The sequence below is a fragment of the Mesorhizobium comanense genome (assembly GCF_005503535.1).
GTDB classification, from domain to species: Bacteria; Pseudomonadota; Alphaproteobacteria; order Rhizobiales; family Rhizobiaceae; genus Mesorhizobium; species Mesorhizobium comanense.
Genome location: NZ_SCNN01000009.1, coordinates 15,263 through 30,625 on the forward strand (window position 1 = coordinate 15,263; position 15,363 = coordinate 30,625).

Below are 15,363 nucleotides of genomic sequence, written 5' to 3' on the forward strand. Positions count from 1 at the left end.
CGCCGGTTGCCTTCGGCAACCCATCTAAATCTAAACAAACCTAACCGCACCGCCTAGGGGTCTTTCGGCAGAATTTCCTGCGCCGTCCGGCATTGACGTCCAATGACTTTGAAAAACGAGGCAGAGTGCCTTCGCTTTAATCCACAGCTCGTCATTTTCCTGTTACCTGGCGCCGCCAGTTTCGCCGCGCAATTCAACCAAACGCAGTTGCGAGGAAAAATGATATTGAAGAACATTGCTTTCGGTGTAGCTGGCGCGCTTCTTTGCCTTGCCCCCGGAACAGCTCTGGCGGAATACGTAAACCCTGTCGCGTACCCCCAGTCGGGCGACCCGACCGACATTCAGGTGGTGATCGAGATTCCGGCCGGCAGTTCGACCAAGTACGAGATCGACGCGAAAACCGGCCATGTGGTCGTGGATCGCTTCCAGTCGATGTCGGTCGTGTACCCCGCCAATTACGGTTCTATCGCCAGCACCAAGGGCGGCGACGGCGATCCACTCGACGCGCTCGTCTTCAGCCGCGAGCCCATCTATCCGGGAGCCTTCATCCGGGTACGGCCGATCGGCGTGCTCAAGATGATCGACGGCGGGGAATCCGACAACAAGATCATCGCGGTTCCGGTGTCCGACGTGGATCCCACATACGACAACATCAAGTCCGTCGAAGACCTGCCCTCCATAGAACGCGAGCGGATCGAACAGTTCTTCTCGGTCTACAAGCGACTGCCCGCCGGCAGGAAAGTGGTCGAGCTCAACGGCTATGATGGCGCCAATGTCGCCATCGACGAAGTGAAGAGCGCACTCGACAAGTTCAAGGTCGACTGAAGGTACGCCGCCCTTCGAATCTCCGATCCCGGCGCCGGGCGACCGGGATCGGAAGTCGCATGCCCTTCAAGCATCCGGGGGTGGTGCTCGATACACTGTGATCGGGCGTCAAGAAACCGTCACACGGATCATGGTTCACGCATGCTAGGAATCGCGGCCAGGCGGCCGCGATGCGGCGCCACTTACGAAACCTGCATCTGGCACCGCGCTCATGGATGTCGCCCTCGCCCCTGAAGGCACCGATCTCTCGCCCTATCTGCCGGACGAGCACGGCCTGTTCTTCCTCTATCATTTCACCGCCGACGGCATGCGTACCAAGGACCCCGCGCAAGCCCATTGGAGCTGGCGGAGCTATCAGATCACCGACCTGCACGCCCGCCAGGAGATCGGCGCCGAGAAGGCTCTGCCGGCGTCCGCGCGCGACGCCTTCCTCGCGCCCAGCCATGGCTGCCATATCGATTACGAGGACAACTGGCTGTTTGGCGATCTGCCGGACCTGAGGCACGATTTTTCCGAGGCGCGCGGGCTCGTCCATTTTCGCTTCGCCTTCAACGACACGATGCTGATCGGCGCCCGCAAGCAGCCATTGGAATCGGTCGATGCCGTCCGCAAGGCGGTCGAGAGCGGCTCGCGCAAATTCCGTTCGCCGGCCGAACTCATCGAGGCGGTCATGAGCCAATCGCTCGACGGCATGGCGCTCGAACTCGGCAAACTCGGCGACACGCTCGACGGTATCGAGGACCGCGTGGTGCGTGACGCATGGCACAATGAGCGGCAGCCGCTGGTCGATGCCCGCCGGCAGCTGGTGGTCATCCACCGGCAGATGGCGACGCTGACCAATCTGTTTCGCCATCTCGATCATTCACATCGGGATGAGCTGCCCGACCCGATCAACGACATGGCGGCGAGGCTCTCGCACCGGGCGCTCACGCTCTACAATGATGGCGAACAGTTGCAGGCGCGCACCAGGCTGCTGCAGGACGAACTGATGGCCAAACTGACGATGCAGTCGAACCAGTTGCTCTACATCCTCTCGGTCATGACAGCGGTGCTGCTGCCGATGACCATCATCTCCGGCCTGTTCGGCATGAATGTCGGCGGACTGCCCCTGCTCGACACACCGATTGGCTTCTGGGTCGTGACGGGGATATCGGTGATCATCGCGGCGGCGACCTACATGTTCGTCCGGCGGCTTGGCCGCGGCTTATAGCGGAGGCCGATCGGCGCTAGACTATGCCGGAGCGCGAAGGTCCTCGATGATCGTGCCGGCGGCCTGGACTTCCGCCTCATGGTCGGGCTCGCGCCAGCTCTCCGCGAGACCTGCCTGATACCATTCGCGCATTCCCGCCAAGGCAAGCAGTTGCGCCGGATAAGCTGCGGCCGCCCCTTCGAAGGCAAGCCCATAGGACTGGGCCCGAAACGCCACCGGGGCGAAGAAAGCGTCGACAGCGGTAAAATGCGCACCGGCCAGAAACGGCCCGCCGAAACGGGTCAGGCCATCGTTCCAGAGATCGCCGAGGCGGAAGATATCCTGTTTCAGCGCATCGGACATCGGAAACGGCTCGATGCGCAAACCGCAGTTCATGGGACATGAGCCGCGCAACGCGGTAAAACTCGAATGCATTTCGGCCGCGGCCGAGCGAGCCCACGCCCGCGCCTTGGCCTCGACGGGCCAGACGCCGTGATGCCGCTCGGCGAGATATTCGGCAATCGCAAGCGAGTCCCACACCGCCCAGCCGTCATCTATGAGGCAAGGCACCCGGCCACTTGGCGAGAACGGGCGGTAAAGCGCCCAGCTCGACCCGGTTGGAAACGGCGTCAGCCGTTCCTCGAAAGGAATGCCGAGCTCCCGCATCAGGATCCATGGCCGCAGCGACCACGAGGAATAATTCTTGTTGGCGATATGCAGGAGGTACATCGAAAATCCTCTACCGCCCGGAGGCCTTGCGTGCCGAATTCAGCATCGACCAAGAGTAAACCGCGAGTGCCGCCCAGATCAGCGCGAAGGCGACCGCCTGCGCCGTGCCGAACGGCTCGTCGAAGACCAGCACTGCGATCAGGAACACCATGGTCGGCGCGATATACTGCATGATGCCGATGGTGGAGAGGCGCAGCAGCTTGGCGCCAAAGGCGAACAGAAGCAGCGGCACCGCCGTCACCGGGCCGCAACCCAGAAGCAGCGCCGTATCGCCCGCTGTGCTGGAGATGAAATGGTCCTGACCCGTGGCGATCAGGTAGACGATGTAGCAGAGCGCCGGCACGCACAGCAGCAGCACCTCGAGCAGGAAACCCTGGCTCGGGCCGATCGGCAGTGTCTTGCGGAAGAAACCGTAGGCGGCGAAGGAAAGAGCGAGCGCCAGCGATACCCAAGGCAGTTTGCCGCCCTCGATGGTGAGCACCGTCACGGCGACCGCGGCCAGCGCCACCGCGGCGATCTGCAGACGATCGAGCCTCTCGCCAAGCATCACCGCGCCAACGACGACCACCACCAGCGGGTTGATGTAATAGCCAAGTGCGGTCTCGACGGTTCGGTCGACCGAGATTGCCCAGACATAGATGCCCCAGTTGACCGAGATCAGCACCGCCGTCAGCGCCGCCATGGCAACGCTTCTGGGCGAGCGGATCGCGGCCTTGAAGTCGGCGGTGCGGCCGGTCCAGACCAGCACGGCCGCCGCGATCGGCACCGACCAGAGAATGCGATGCGAAATCACCTCGGCCAAGGGCAGATGTGCCACCGCCTTCATGTAGAAAGGCAACAGGCCCCACAGAAAGTAGGCGCCAAGCGCGAGAAGAAAACCGCGACGGGCCCTGTCGTCCTGATCGAGTTGAGCGGCTTCGGTGACCATGGCCTGACGCTATGGCCCAGCGGCACGCGCAAGACCATCACATATTTCTGATGGATCAATGGACTTCCGCTGATGGTTCAAGCGGCTTTCGCCAGATCTCCGCCTCAAACAATTGGCGGAAGATGCAGAGACACTACTCGGCCGCGACCAGTCCAGCCATTTCGCGGTTCTTCATCAGCTTGTAGACGATCGAATCCATCAGCGCCTGGAAGGAAGCGTCGATGATGTTTTCCGACACGCCTACCGTCCACCAGCGGGCACCGGTGGAATCGTGCGATTCAACGAGCACGCGGGTGATCGCCTCGGTGCCGCCATTGAGGATACGCACCTTGAAGTCGGCGAGTTCGAGGTCGACGATCTCGCCCTGGTATTTGCCGAGATCCTTGCGCAGCGCGATGTCGAGCGCGTTGACCGGGCCATGGCCTTCGGCCACCGACATCTTCTCTTCACCGTCGACCTCGACCTTCACAATCGCCTCGGACACAGTCTTCAACTGGCCGTTGGCGTCGAAGCGGCGCTCGACCATGCAGCGGAAGGAGGTGACGTTGAAGAACTCCGGCAGGCCATGCAGCATCTTGCGGGCAAGCAGTTCGAAAGACGCATCCGCCCCCTCATAGGCATAGCCGGAAGCCTCACGCTCCTTGACCACCGCGATCAACGCGTCGAGCCGGTGATCATCCCTTGGCACTTCAATGCCACGCCGCTTCAACTCGGCCAGGAAATTGGCCTTGCCGCCCTGATCGGAGACCATGACGCGGCGGCGGTTGCCGACGGCTTGCGGCTCTACGTGCTCGTAGGTTGCGGGCTCCTTGGCAAGTGCCGAAGCATGAATGCCGGCCTTGGTGGCGAAGGCCGAAGCGCCGACATAGGGTGCCTGCGCTTCAGGCGCGCGGTTCAGCAATTCGTCGAAGGCGCGCGACAATCTCGATATGCCTGTCAGCGCTTCCGCCGAGATGCCGGTTTCGAAGCGATCGGCGAAGGCCGGCTTCAGCGCCAGCGTGGGGATGATGGTGATCAGGTTGGCGTTGCCGCAGCGCTCGCCGATGCCGTTCAGCGTGCCCTGGATCTGGCGCGCGCCGGCCTCGACCGCCGCCAGTGAATTGGCCACTGCTTGCCCGGTGTCGTCATGGGCGTGGATGCCGAGATGGTCTCCCGGTATGCCCGCGGCGATGACTTTCTCGACGATTTTACGCACCTCGGACGGCTGTGTGCCGCCATTGGTGTCGCACAGCACCACCCACCGCGCGCCGGAATCATAGGCAACCTTGGCACAGGCAAGCGCATAATCGGGGTTCGCCTTGAAGCCGTCGAAGAAATGCTCGCAATCGACCATCGCTTCCTTGCCGGCGGCCACCGCCGCCTCGACCGAAGCCTTGATCGAGTCCAGGTTTTCTTCATTGGTACAGCCGAGCGCCACACGGACGTGGTAATCCCAGCTCTTGGCGACGAAGCAGATGGCATCGGACTTCGATTGCACGAGTGCCGCCAGCCCCGGATCGTTGGACGCCGAGACCCCTGCCCGCTTGGTCATGCCGAAGGCGACGAATGCGGCGCGTGCGGTGCGCTTCTTCTGAAAGAATGCCGTGTCGGTCGGATTGGCGCCGGGGTAGCCACCCTCGACATAGTCCATGCCGAACTCGTCGAGCAGTTTTGCAATCGCGATCTTGTCTTCTACGGAAAAGTCGATGCCCGGCGTCTGCTGGCCATCGCGGAGGGTCGTGTCGAAGAGGAACAGTCTTTGCTTTTTCATGATGGCAAGGCGCTTGAGCACCCCTCTCTGTCCTGCCGGACATCTCCCCCGCAAGGGGGGAGATCAGCAGCTTTGCCGACGGTGCTCTTCTTGCAGCGTCGGCGATTGGCGTGAGCGAAAGCGACATCCAATCTCCCCCCTTGCGGGGGAGATGGCCGGCAGGCCAGAGAGGGGTGTGACGGGACGCCGTACATCGCTATTTTTTCCCAGCAAATCTGTCCGTCGCCCGGATCAACCGGTCCAGGATGCCCGGCTCGGAATAGGCATGGCCGGCGCCTTCGATCAGATGGAAATCCGCCTTCGGCCAGGCCTTGTGCAGCGCCCAGGCATATTTCGCCGGACACGGCATGTCGTAACGGCCATGGACGATCGTACCTTGTATGTCCTTGAGCTTGTGCGCGTCGCGCAGCAGCTGCCCTTCCTCCAGCCAGCCGGCATGGACGAAGTAGTGGTTCTCGATGCGGGCGAAGGCGACGGCGTAGTCGTCCTGCCCGAAAGGGGTGCTGGTCTCCGGTTCCGGCAGCAGCGTGATCGTCTCGCCTTCCCACAGGCTCCAGGCGAGAGCGGCCTCGACCTGTGCCTTGCGATCGGTGCCGACCAGACGCTTGCGATACGCCGCCATCATGTCCCCGCGCTCGGCCTCGGGGATCGGCGCCAGGAAACGTTCCCATTTGTCTGGAAACATCTCGGAGACGCCGAACTGATAGTACCATTCGAGTTCGGCCCGGGTGAGCGTATAGATGCCGCGCACCACCAGTTCGCTGACGCGATCGGGGTGGGTTTCGGCATAGGCGAGCGCCAGTGTCGAGCCCCAGGAGCCGCCGAACACCAGCCATTTGTCGAAGCCGGCCATCTCGCGCAGGCGCTCGATATCGGCAACCAGGTGCCAGGTGGTGTTGGCCTCCAGCGAGGCGTTGGGCGTGGACTTGCCGCAGCCGCGCTGGTCGAACAGGATGACGTCGTAGAGCTTCGGGTCGAACAGGCGCCGGTGCTTCGGCGAGATGGTGCCGCCAGGCCCCCCATGCAGGAACACGGCCGGCTTGGCGCCCTTGGTGCCGGAACGCTCCCAATAGACCCTGTGGCCGTCGCCGACATCGAGCATGCCTGAATCGAACGGTTCGATTTCCGGATAAAGGGTGCGTAAGCTCATAGTTTCAGGCCCTGTTGCGGCCAGTTGGCCGTTTCGTGATCGGGATGCTGGAAGGAGATGATCTGCTCCTGCCTGGCGTAATAGTCGGGATCGTCATGGACCGGCGCCTCGAAGATCGTCTCCACCCATGGCAGCCGGGCCGCGTAGTTGACCTGGATTTGCGGGGCCAGATCCGAGCGGTCGTCGAAGGCGCCGATGGCGATCTCCAGTCCGCCCGGCTGGCGATAGGTCAGCGGCGTGCCGCAGCGGGCGCAAAAGCCGCGATCGATGTTGACCGACGACTGGAAATAGCTCGGTTCCTCATGGGTCCATTCGATGCCGTCCCGGGGTACCGTCACCAGCGCGCCGAAAAAGGAGCCGAACTGCTTCTGGCACATGCGGCAATGGCAGATGGAGGGCCGGCCGAGCGCTCCCTTGATGCGGAAGCGTACGGCGCCGCATTGGCAGCCACCGGTGCGGACAGTCTCGGTCATGATCTTTCCTCCGTCGGCCATTGGTCGGTGTCGTGATCGGGGTGCTGGTAGGAGACGAGCTCGGCAAGATAGGGAGCCGCGCCAATGTCGGCCATCGTGTCCTCGCCCGGCAATCCAGCAATGGAATCCACGTAAGGCAATTTCGCCTCGGTGCCCCATTGAACAGTTGGTGCGATGCCGGATGGATCGTCGAAGGCGGCTATGGCCAGCGCCATGCCATCGGGCGCCTCGAAGGTGAGCGGGGTGCCGCATGCCTCGCAGAAGCCGCGCCAGGCGGCGCTGGACGAGCGAAAACGCTTGGGCTCGCCGCGCGTCCAGTCGACCTTGGCGCCGCGCACGGAAACCAGCGGCAGGTAGAAATTGCCGCTGGCCTTCTGGCACATGCGGCAATGGCAGACTGAGGCGTCGCCCAGCGCGCCTTCGACACGAAAGCGAACGGCGCCGCACTGGCAGCCGCCTGTGTAGACTGGCCGGTTGTCGAGGCTCATGATTCCCTCCGCTTCATGGGCTCACGCCGGATCATGACAGACCGCCTCGACATTGTTGCCGTCGGGGTCAAGGACAAAGGCGCCGTAATAGTTCGGGTGATAGTGCGGGCGAAGGCCAGGCCCGCCATTGTCCGTGCCGCCGGCGGCAAGCGCAGCGGCATGGAAGGCGTCGACCTCTGCGCGGCTACGCGCGGTAAACGCAACATGCTGACGGTCCCTCGGTCTGTCCTTGCCGGTGCTCAGCCAGAACACCGGCCGGTCGCGGCCATAGCCGCCGACCTTGGCGCCACCCGTGTATTCCGGCGGCACCATGTAGAGCAGCGCCGCGCCAAGCGGGGCCATCGCCTTGTCATAGAAAGCCTTCGAAGCCTCGAAATCGGCTACGGTTATGCCGAGATGGTCGATCATGGAAATGCCTCCCTTGCTGGTTCACGTGCCGGCGCTTCGGCATCGGCCAGACCGGCCTCAATCACGATGTGCTGGCAGACGTTGTCGATATAGCGAATGACGTCGTCGTTCCAGAAGCGCAGGATGGTCCAGCCGCTTGCCTTCAAATATGTGCTTCGTGCTTCGTCGTACTGCAAATGGTCCGGATCAGCATGCTGGCTGCCATCGACCTCAACAATGAGGCGATGAGTCGAACATGCGAAGTCCACGATGTAGGGGCCGATCGGCACTTGCCGGCTAAAGCGCATCTCTATGAGCCGGTGAGCACGCAACTCGTTCCAAAGCTTCAGCTCGGCATCTGTCATCGCGCGCCGCATCGATTTGGCGTTTCTGCGCTGACGGGATGGAACGAGGTCGTGCCCCATCAGACAACTCTTCGTCTGTCACTAGCGAAATCGGCCCCAAGGGCTGATCTCCCCCCTTGCGGGGGAGATGTCCGGCAGGACAGAGAGGGGTGCTGTCCCGCCGATCTATCAGCTTGCGACCGCTGCCTTCTCAAGAGAAGGTTAGAACGAGATTGGACAATCGGAAACGGCGGCGTCCCTTCACACCCCCCTCTGTCCTGCCGGACATCTCCCCCGCAAGGGGGGAGATCGGCTGTCACCAACGCCTCCACCAAACTTACAGGGGTGCTTGGCGCTGGCCTCACCGCTTGACCTCCCACGTCGTCACGCGTTCGCCGGTTACGGGATCCTTGCCGTCCTTCAATTGCACGCCCTGCGCCAGAAGCTGGTCGCGCACGCGATCGGCTTCGGCCCAATTCTTCGCTGCAATCAACGCGAGGCGATCGGCGATGGCCTTGGCGACCCCAGCCTCGTCCACATCGGCTGCGCCGACATTGAAGCCAAGAAAAGCAAGCGCGGCCTTCAGCGACGCCGCCGCGCCCTCTCCAACGGCCTCGGTTACCTCACCGGCAAGCTGTGTCAGCACCTGGAAAGCCGCATAGGTGGCAAGGTCGTCGCAGAGCGCCTCGATTACCTTGGCCGGCAACTCTCCCGCCGCCGGAGCAAGGTCGGCCGCGCGCTTCCATTTGCGCAACGTGTTTTCCGCCTCTTCCAGCTTGCGCACGGAAAAGTCGATCGGCTCGCGGTAATGCGTCATCAGCATCGCCAGCCGCAGCACTTCGCCCGGCCATTTGCGGGTGCCGAACGTTTCGGTCTCCAGCAATTCATGGATCGAGTAGAAATTGCCGAGGCTCTTCGACATCTTCTGGCCTTCGACCTGGAGGAAGCCATTGTGCATCCAGACATTGGCCATGACCGACGTGCCGTGAGCGCAGCGCGACTGGGCGATCTCGTTCTCATGATGCGGGAAGATCAGGTCGAGGCCGCCGCCATGGATGTCGAAGACTTCCCCCAGATATGCCGCCGACATGGCCGAGCATTCGATGTGCCAGCCCGGCCGGCCCCTGCCCCATGGCGAATTCCAGCCCGGCTCTTCCGGTGAGGACAGCTTCCACAAGACGAAATCGCCGGGGTTTTTCTTGTGGGCGTCGACGGCGATGCGAGCACCCGCCTGCTGCTCGTCGAGATTGCGTTTCGACAATTGCCCGTAGTCCGGCATCGACGCCGTATCGAACAGGACTTCGCCTGCGGCAACATAGGCATGGCCGCGCCCGATCAGGTTTTGAATCAAGGTGATCATGTCGGCCTTGCCATCGGCGCGAGGCTCGACGAATTCGGTGGCGCGCGGCTCGACCGTGGGCTCCAGGCAGCCGAGCGTGGCCACATCCTTGTGGAACTGGTCGGCGGTCTTTTCGGTCACCCGCCGGATCGCCTCGTTGAGCGACAGCGTCCCGGCCGCTATCTCGCCACCGAAATCACGCAACGCGCGCGCGTTGATCTTGTCGTCGACGTCGGTGATGTTGCGTACATAGGTCACATGCGACTGGCCATAGAGATGGCGCAGCAGCCGGAACAGCACGTCGAAGACGATGACCGGCCTGGCATTGCCGATATGGGCGAAGTCGTAGACGGTCGGGCCGCAGACATACATGCGGACGTTGAACGGATCGATCGGGACGAACTCCGCCTTCGTCCGCGTCAGCGTGTTGTAGAGGCGCAAGCCTTTCGATGCGTCAGACATTCCATGCCTTCCCGGTTCAGAGCTTGTTTGGATGAAGCCAGCTCCGCGCCGAGGCGCAAATCAGGCTCCAGCCTGCTGGCCGGGGCGTTTGTCCAATCTGGGAAAAGATGAGGCGAAAACGTCCGGACCAGCGCGAGGCTAGCCAATAATGCAAATGCCACAAATGGCGAGAGACGTTTTCATGGGCGGCTTTATCGCCTTGGGCAGTGTTGCCGTCAAGCCGCTGATGTCAGGAAAAACGTCGGAAAGACTGGCAAACGCGTCGCCCGGCCAAACGGAATCAGGCAACGAAACATTTTATTAAACATGTCGGCACAGTCATGAAACATTCGCCGGCTAGACCAAAACCCGTCACGATTTGGTCGAATTCGACCGTCAAAAACCGAACACGAAAACGTTACCTGGGAAGAGACAGATGCCTCGAAGCAAGCAAGAAGCCAATCGCGCCAAGCAACCGGCGCTGGCCAACCACTATCGCGCGATCGGCCCGGCCGCCATCGTCGCCGCCCTTCTTCACACCGCCAAGAAGAAGAAGCCTGCTCCCAAGATCGTCTCGCCTCGCGCTGCCTGAGAAGATACGGCCGGCACTGTCCCCATCATGGGACGCCGGCAATGAGGGCGCCACAGGCGCCCCGCACCTGAAGGCCTCGAATGCAAGCCCTCGAGGCAGGCAGCCTTCGCTAAAACAAGCTCATCTGGTCTTCGTTTGCGCTGGGCTTCTGTCGCCCGGCCTTTTCCGGCTGCGGCGCGACGATGCCGAGTTCCTGAATTTCCGGCCCGGTGTTGGCGACCTTGTTGACGAGGTCGGAAACCGGAATCGCTTCGAAGAAATCGGGCTCGACCGGCGTCAACAGGTCGAGAACGTCGCGCGGTTCCTGTGTGCGACAGTCCAGCCAGCGGGTGAAGTCGCGCTGGTCGATCACCACCGGCATGCGGTCATGAATATGGGCGATGCCGCTGTTGGCCTGGGTCGTGATGATCGCGCCCGTGTCCATTTCGGAACCGCCCGGCTCGCAGTAAGTCTCGATGAGGCCGGCGAACGCAACCATGCCGCCACGCCGCGGGCGGATCCAGTAAGGTTGCCCCTTCTTGCCGCCCGTTTGCTGCCATTCGTAGAAACCGGAGGCCGGCACCAGAGCGCGGCGATGGCGCATGGCTGTCTTGAACGACGCCTTTTCCAGGACACTTTCGGAGCGGGCGTTGATAAGCAGCGGAAATTCCCTGGTATCCTTGACCCAGGCTGGAATCAGGCCCCAACGCACCAGCATCGCCTGACGGTCCGGAAGGTTTGACCCCGGCCCCCTTGGCGGGCCGGCGGTCGCCGCCAGGACCGGTTGCGTCGGCGCAATGTTATAGCGTCCGGGAAACTGCTCCAGTTCGGTCACCCCCAGAAAAGCGGCGGTCTGGTCCGGCGTGGCGGTCAAGGCAAAGCGTCCGCACATGATGGATGGCGTCTCTCGATTGGTTGGACCTGAAAGTGGCGATCGGATCGGCGTTGCGCAACAGCTAAAGCTTGCGCATGCTGGGTGGTCCACAAAGGAGCAGTCTTCGGCAATGAATCGATCGTCACCATGAACGCGGCGCGCGAGACACTTCCAGCGGTCTCGGTCGCTGTCGTGCGCAACGGCACGGTGCTGCTGGTCAAGCGGGCCCGGCAACCTTCACAAGGGCTTTATGCCTTTCCGGGCGGCAAGGTCGAAGCGGGAGAAGCGCTGGAGGAGGCCGCGGCGCGCGAACTGCTGGAAGAGACCGGCTTGCGGGCGACCGGTTTTCACCCGTTGCGTGAAATCCATATCGACGGCAGGGACGACAACCATCCGGTCGACTATCTCCTGACGGTCTTCGGCGCCGCCTATGCCGGCGGCGAGGCCGTGGCCAGCGACGACGCCGAGACGGCCGCCTTCTATACGCTCGATGAGATGGAGCGGCTGCCGCTCGCCGGTTCGGTGTTCGCGGTCGCCGAAGGCCTGATCGGCCGGACCGGCAGTCAATCCTGAAGTCTCGAAATCTCCGATCGGCGCGCCGAATCGCCTTGCAGGCGACAAATTGTTTGGCCACATAGGCTCATGAGCCGCTCGCCCTTTTTCGTTGCCTTGTGCCTTGCCGTCAGCATGGCGGCGATGCGGCCCGCTTTCAGCGCCGAGGCGCCTTTCGAGCCCGGACTGATGCGCCTGGCCGAGGTTCTGGGATCGCTGCATTTCCTGCGCAATCTGTGCGGCGAGAAGGGCGACCAGTGGCGCGGGGAAATGGAGAAGCTGCTGGATTCCGAAAATCCCGATCCGGAGCGGCGCGCGCGCTTCATCGCCAGCTTCAACCGCGGCTACCGTTCCTTCGGCGGCACCTATACGCAATGCACCGCCTCCGCCACCGAAGCCATAAGTCGCTACATGAAGGAAGGCGAGACGCTTTCACGGGATATCGCCTCGCGCTACGGCAATTGACGGCCGGGCAAACGCATCGCCAATCATCAACAGATATTCGTGCCTTTGCCTCCCGCGACGGGAAGATCCAGCTTGTGGCTGTCCAAATCCTCATGCAATGGTAATGTTGCACTTATGCAACAGCGTTAATCAAACGTTACCGCGCAGATGTGGAATTAACTCAAACTGAAGGTTTTCACCCCGCAGGCCCGCCTAATCGGCTAAGTTTGATCCGGGTTGAAACGCAGCTTCGCCAGATACAGTTGGCCCCTGTAAAGAACGATCAAAAAAATGTCGTATTTACAGATACTTACTAGGAGCCGCGTGTGAACGGAACAGATCAAGCCTGAATCCACATTGATGGGTTGCCGCTTGAAAGGGTGGACATCGCTTATGGAACATGCTGCCAACGACATCGACGCGCTGGTCAGGGAAGAAAAGCGCCTGACGGCGGTGGAGAGCCACAGCGAAGCCTGGGCCGAGGGTCTGTCGGCGGGAATCGAGCCCGAAATCATCGCCGAGGCGGCTCTGGAGACCGCATTCGGCGAAATGTTGCGCGCCAATGGCGAGACATCGGCCCTTGCCCTGCTCGACCGCATGCGCGAGAAGGTCATCGCTGGCGCCTTCGAACCCGAGCGGCTACGGCACTGAACCGGCATCCGGTTTTTTGACGATAGAGTGCCGTCCGGGCATCATGCCCGGGAGCAGGGAGATACGGGCAGTGAATTTTTCGATGTCAGGCAAGCCGAAGGGCTTTGTCCTCTACATCCGTCTCGCTGCTTGCTGTGCCGCGATTGCCTTCGGAGCTTGTCTGGCCAGCAGCCCGGCCTATGCCTTGAGCGAGATCCAGCGCGAGGAGCTTCCCTCCCCCGCCACGCCGTCAGCCGAGGAGAATGTTTCATCGCCCGGCAGCACAATCCCCATGCCTGATCCCATGGGAACGGCGCCTTCGACGAGCCAACCGGCCGTTCCGGACGCAGCCGAGCCCGACAGCCCATCGGACGGTGCCAGCAACAGGCCGCGCATCGACCCGGAAGCCCCTCTGCCAGATGTCGTCTACGACCTCGGCAAGCTGCCCGAGCCGGTGCGGCGCATGCATGACCTGATCATCGAAGCCTGCAGGGGCGGCGACATCGAGAAGCTCCGGCCTTTGATCGGCAAGGGCGACAGCATGACACAGATATCGCTGGCCGACATAGATGGCGACCCGATCGCCTTCCTGAAAGGTCTGTCCGGCGATCCGGACGGCCAGGAAATCCTGGCCATACTGGAGGAAGTGCTCAGTGCCGGCTATGTCCATGTCGATGCCGGGACACCGCAGGAACTCTATGTCTGGCCGTATTTCTTCGCGCTGCCGCTGGACAAGCTCGACGCAAGGCAAAGGGTTGAGCTGTTCAAGATCGTCACCGCGGGCGATTTCGACGACATGAAGCAGTTCGGCGCCTATATCTTCTACCGCGTCGGCATCACGCCCGCCGGGCAATGGACCTTCTTCGTGGCCGGCGACTGAAAAGCGCTTTGTGTAGACTGGCCTATCCCGGCAGCGCTTCCGAAAACTCCACCGCCTTGCCCTGTCCCGGGGTAACGATTTCGCCTTCCCACATGACGCGCGTGCCGCGCACGATGGTGCCGACCGGCCAGCCGGTCACCTGCCTGCCATCATAGGGCGTCCAGCCGGCTTTCGAGCCGGCCTGCGCGTTGGTGATGGTCTCGCGGCGCTTCATGTCGACGATGGTGAAGTCGCCATCGTAGCCCGCCGCGATGCGGCCTTTCCTGGCCATGCCGAAGATGCGTTGCGGACCGTGGCTGGACAGGTCGACGAAGCGCTGCAGTGTCAAGCGGCCGGCGTTCACATGGTCGAGCATGATCGGCACCAGTGTCTGCACGCCGGTCATGCCCGACGGCGACGCCGGATAAGGCTTTGCTTTCTCGGCCAGCGTGTGCGGCGCGTGATCGGAACCGAGCACATCGACGATGCCTTGTGAAATGCCGTGCCACACGCCTTCACGGTGACGCGCGGCCCGCACCGGCGGGTTCATCTGGATCAGCGTGCCGAGCCGGGCATAGTCGTCGGCCGAGAGCGTCAGGTGATGCGGGGTCGCCTCGCAGGTGGCGACATCCTTGTGCTGTTCGAGGAACAGGATCTCCTCGGCGGTCGAGATGTGCAGGACGTGAATGCGGGCGCGAGCCTCACGCGCAATGCGCACCAGCCGCTCCGTGCAGCGCAAGGCGGCGATCTCGTCGCGCCAGACCGGGTGCGATGACGGGTCGCCCTCGACGCGCTCGCCCATACGCTCGCGCAGCCGGAACTCGTCCTCGGAGTGAAAGGCGGCACGGCGGCGCGTGTTTCGCAGGATCGAGGCGACGCCCTCGTCATCCTCGACCAGAAGATCGCCGGTGGAAGAGCCCATGAACACCTTTATGCCCGCCGCGCCGGGCAATCTCTCAAGCTCGCCGACATCCCCGGCATTGTCGCGGGTTCCGCCAACCCAGAAGGCAAAATCGCAATGCATGCGGCCGCTGCCGCGCCGGACCTTGTCGGCAAGCATCGCCTCGCTGGTGGTCAGCGGGTTGGTGTTGGGCATCTCGAACACGGCGGTCACGCCGCCGAGCACAGCCGCGCGCGATCCTGTCTCGAGATCTTCCTTGTGCTCCAGTCCAGGTTCGCGGAAATGCACCTGGCTGTCGACGACACCCGGCAGGATGTGCAGGCCGCGACAGTCGATCGTCTCGCCGGCCGAGGCCTGGCGGAGATCGCCGATGACGGCGATGCGGCCATTCTTCACGCCGATATGACGCTGCCCCTCGCCATCATGGTTGACCACCGTGCCGCCTGTCAGGATGAGGTCGTAGGTGTTGGCCATGGCGATCGATCTCTT

Annotated in this window: 18 protein-coding genes; 7 read left to right on the forward strand and 11 right to left on the reverse strand. The window is 62.6% G+C overall.

Translation table 11 applies throughout. From position 1 onward, the window contains the following. Nucleotides 1-102: 102 nt before the first annotated feature. Both FFS37_RS16740 and FFS37_RS16745 read left to right on the forward strand, forming a co-directional pair. Nucleotides 103-825 carry an inorganic diphosphatase gene (locus FFS37_RS16740; protein WP_232375697.1) on the forward strand — a complete coding sequence of 241 codons (723 nt, stop codon included), beginning with the start codon at nucleotides 103-105 and terminating at the stop codon, nucleotides 823-825. A 211-nt stretch (nucleotides 826-1,036) separates the two neighbouring features. After that, complete coding sequence (locus FFS37_RS16745; RefSeq protein WP_137932067.1) at nucleotides 1,037-2,035, forward strand: transporter; 999 nt, start codon at nucleotides 1,037-1,039, stop codon at nucleotides 2,033-2,035. Nucleotides 2,036-2,056: 21 nt separating this feature from the next. Here the strand turns inward: FFS37_RS16745 and FFS37_RS16750 are convergent, their stop codons facing one another. The 9 genes from FFS37_RS16750 to cysS form a co-directional block, all read right to left on the reverse strand. Continuing rightward, nucleotides 2,057-2,743 (reverse strand): glutathione S-transferase family protein, encoded by a 687-nt coding sequence (locus FFS37_RS16750; RefSeq protein WP_137932068.1) that lies wholly within the window; start codon nucleotides 2,741-2,743, stop codon nucleotides 2,057-2,059. A 10-nt stretch (nucleotides 2,744-2,753) separates the two neighbouring features. Then, nucleotides 2,754-3,671 (reverse strand): EamA family transporter RarD, encoded by a 918-nt coding sequence (gene rarD, locus FFS37_RS16755; protein WP_137932069.1) that lies wholly within the window; start codon nucleotides 3,669-3,671, stop codon nucleotides 2,754-2,756. Nucleotides 3,672-3,804: 133 nt separating this feature from the next. Further along, nucleotides 3,805-5,421: a citramalate synthase gene (gene cimA, locus FFS37_RS16760; protein ID WP_137932273.1), complete on the reverse strand. Its 1,617-nt coding sequence runs from the start codon at nucleotides 5,419-5,421 to the stop codon at nucleotides 3,805-3,807. 196 nt (nucleotides 5,422-5,617) lie between these two features. Further along, entirely contained in the window at nucleotides 5,618-6,571 is a 954-nt protein-coding gene (gene pip / locus FFS37_RS16770; RefSeq protein ID WP_137932070.1) for a prolyl aminopeptidase, read from the reverse strand. Further along, entirely contained in the window at nucleotides 6,568-7,044 is a 477-nt protein-coding gene (locus tag FFS37_RS16775; protein WP_137932071.1) for a GFA family protein, read from the reverse strand. Before FFS37_RS16775 ends, pip begins: the two co-directional genes overlap by 4 nt. After that, entirely contained in the window at nucleotides 7,041-7,532 is a 492-nt protein-coding gene (locus tag FFS37_RS16780; protein ID WP_137932072.1) for a GFA family protein, read from the reverse strand. The genes FFS37_RS16775 and FFS37_RS16780 overlap by 4 nt, the downstream gene beginning before the upstream one ends. A gap of 21 nt (nucleotides 7,533-7,553) precedes the next feature. Next, nucleotides 7,554-7,940, reverse strand: coding sequence for a VOC family protein (locus FFS37_RS16785; protein ID WP_137932073.1), 387 nt, complete (start codon nucleotides 7,938-7,940; stop codon nucleotides 7,554-7,556). After that, nucleotides 7,937-8,344 (reverse strand): endonuclease domain-containing protein, encoded by a 408-nt coding sequence (locus FFS37_RS16790; protein ID WP_137932074.1) that lies wholly within the window; start codon nucleotides 8,342-8,344, stop codon nucleotides 7,937-7,939. Before FFS37_RS16790 ends, FFS37_RS16785 begins: the two co-directional genes overlap by 4 nt. 280 nt (nucleotides 8,345-8,624) lie before the next feature. Continuing rightward, a complete protein-coding gene (gene cysS, locus FFS37_RS16795; RefSeq protein WP_137932075.1) occupies nucleotides 8,625-10,064 on the reverse strand; it encodes a cysteine--tRNA ligase in 1,440 nt (479 codons plus the stop codon). Between the two features lie 415 nt (nucleotides 10,065-10,479). Here cysS and FFS37_RS16800 point away from each other — a divergent pair, with 415 nt between their 5' ends. Then, nucleotides 10,480-10,635: a hypothetical protein gene (locus FFS37_RS16800; protein WP_137932076.1), complete on the forward strand. Its 156-nt coding sequence runs from the start codon at nucleotides 10,480-10,482 to the stop codon at nucleotides 10,633-10,635. A 109-nt stretch (nucleotides 10,636-10,744) separates the two neighbouring features. On the opposite strand, the gene FFS37_RS16805 is transcribed toward FFS37_RS16800, so the two are convergent. Further along, nucleotides 10,745-11,506, reverse strand: coding sequence for an SOS response-associated peptidase (locus FFS37_RS16805; RefSeq protein ID WP_137932274.1), 762 nt, complete (start codon nucleotides 11,504-11,506; stop codon nucleotides 10,745-10,747). Between the two features lie 129 nt (nucleotides 11,507-11,635). On the opposite strand from FFS37_RS16805, the gene FFS37_RS16810 reads away from it, so the two are divergent. From FFS37_RS16810 to FFS37_RS16825, 4 genes are all read left to right on the forward strand, one after another. Beyond that, a complete protein-coding gene (locus FFS37_RS16810; protein WP_137932275.1) occupies nucleotides 11,636-12,061 on the forward strand; it encodes an NUDIX domain-containing protein in 426 nt (141 codons plus the stop codon). 69 nt (nucleotides 12,062-12,130) lie between these two features. Then, entirely contained in the window at nucleotides 12,131-12,505 is a 375-nt protein-coding gene (locus FFS37_RS16815) for a TIGR02301 family protein (protein WP_137932077.1), read from the forward strand. Nucleotides 12,506-12,877: 372 nt separating this feature from the next. Continuing rightward, nucleotides 12,878-13,135 carry a hypothetical protein gene (locus FFS37_RS16820; RefSeq protein WP_015318556.1) on the forward strand — a complete coding sequence of 86 codons (258 nt, stop codon included), beginning with the start codon at nucleotides 12,878-12,880 and terminating at the stop codon, nucleotides 13,133-13,135. 70 nt (nucleotides 13,136-13,205) lie between these two features. Then, nucleotides 13,206-13,994 carry a hypothetical protein gene (locus FFS37_RS16825; RefSeq protein ID WP_171026304.1) on the forward strand — a complete coding sequence of 263 codons (789 nt, stop codon included), beginning with the start codon at nucleotides 13,206-13,208 and terminating at the stop codon, nucleotides 13,992-13,994. A gap of 22 nt (nucleotides 13,995-14,016) precedes the next feature. Here the strand turns inward: FFS37_RS16825 and FFS37_RS16830 are convergent, their stop codons facing one another. Further along, entirely contained in the window at nucleotides 14,017-15,348 is a 1,332-nt protein-coding gene (locus FFS37_RS16830; protein WP_137932078.1) for a dihydroorotase, read from the reverse strand. Nucleotides 15,349-15,363 lie beyond the last annotated feature (15 nt).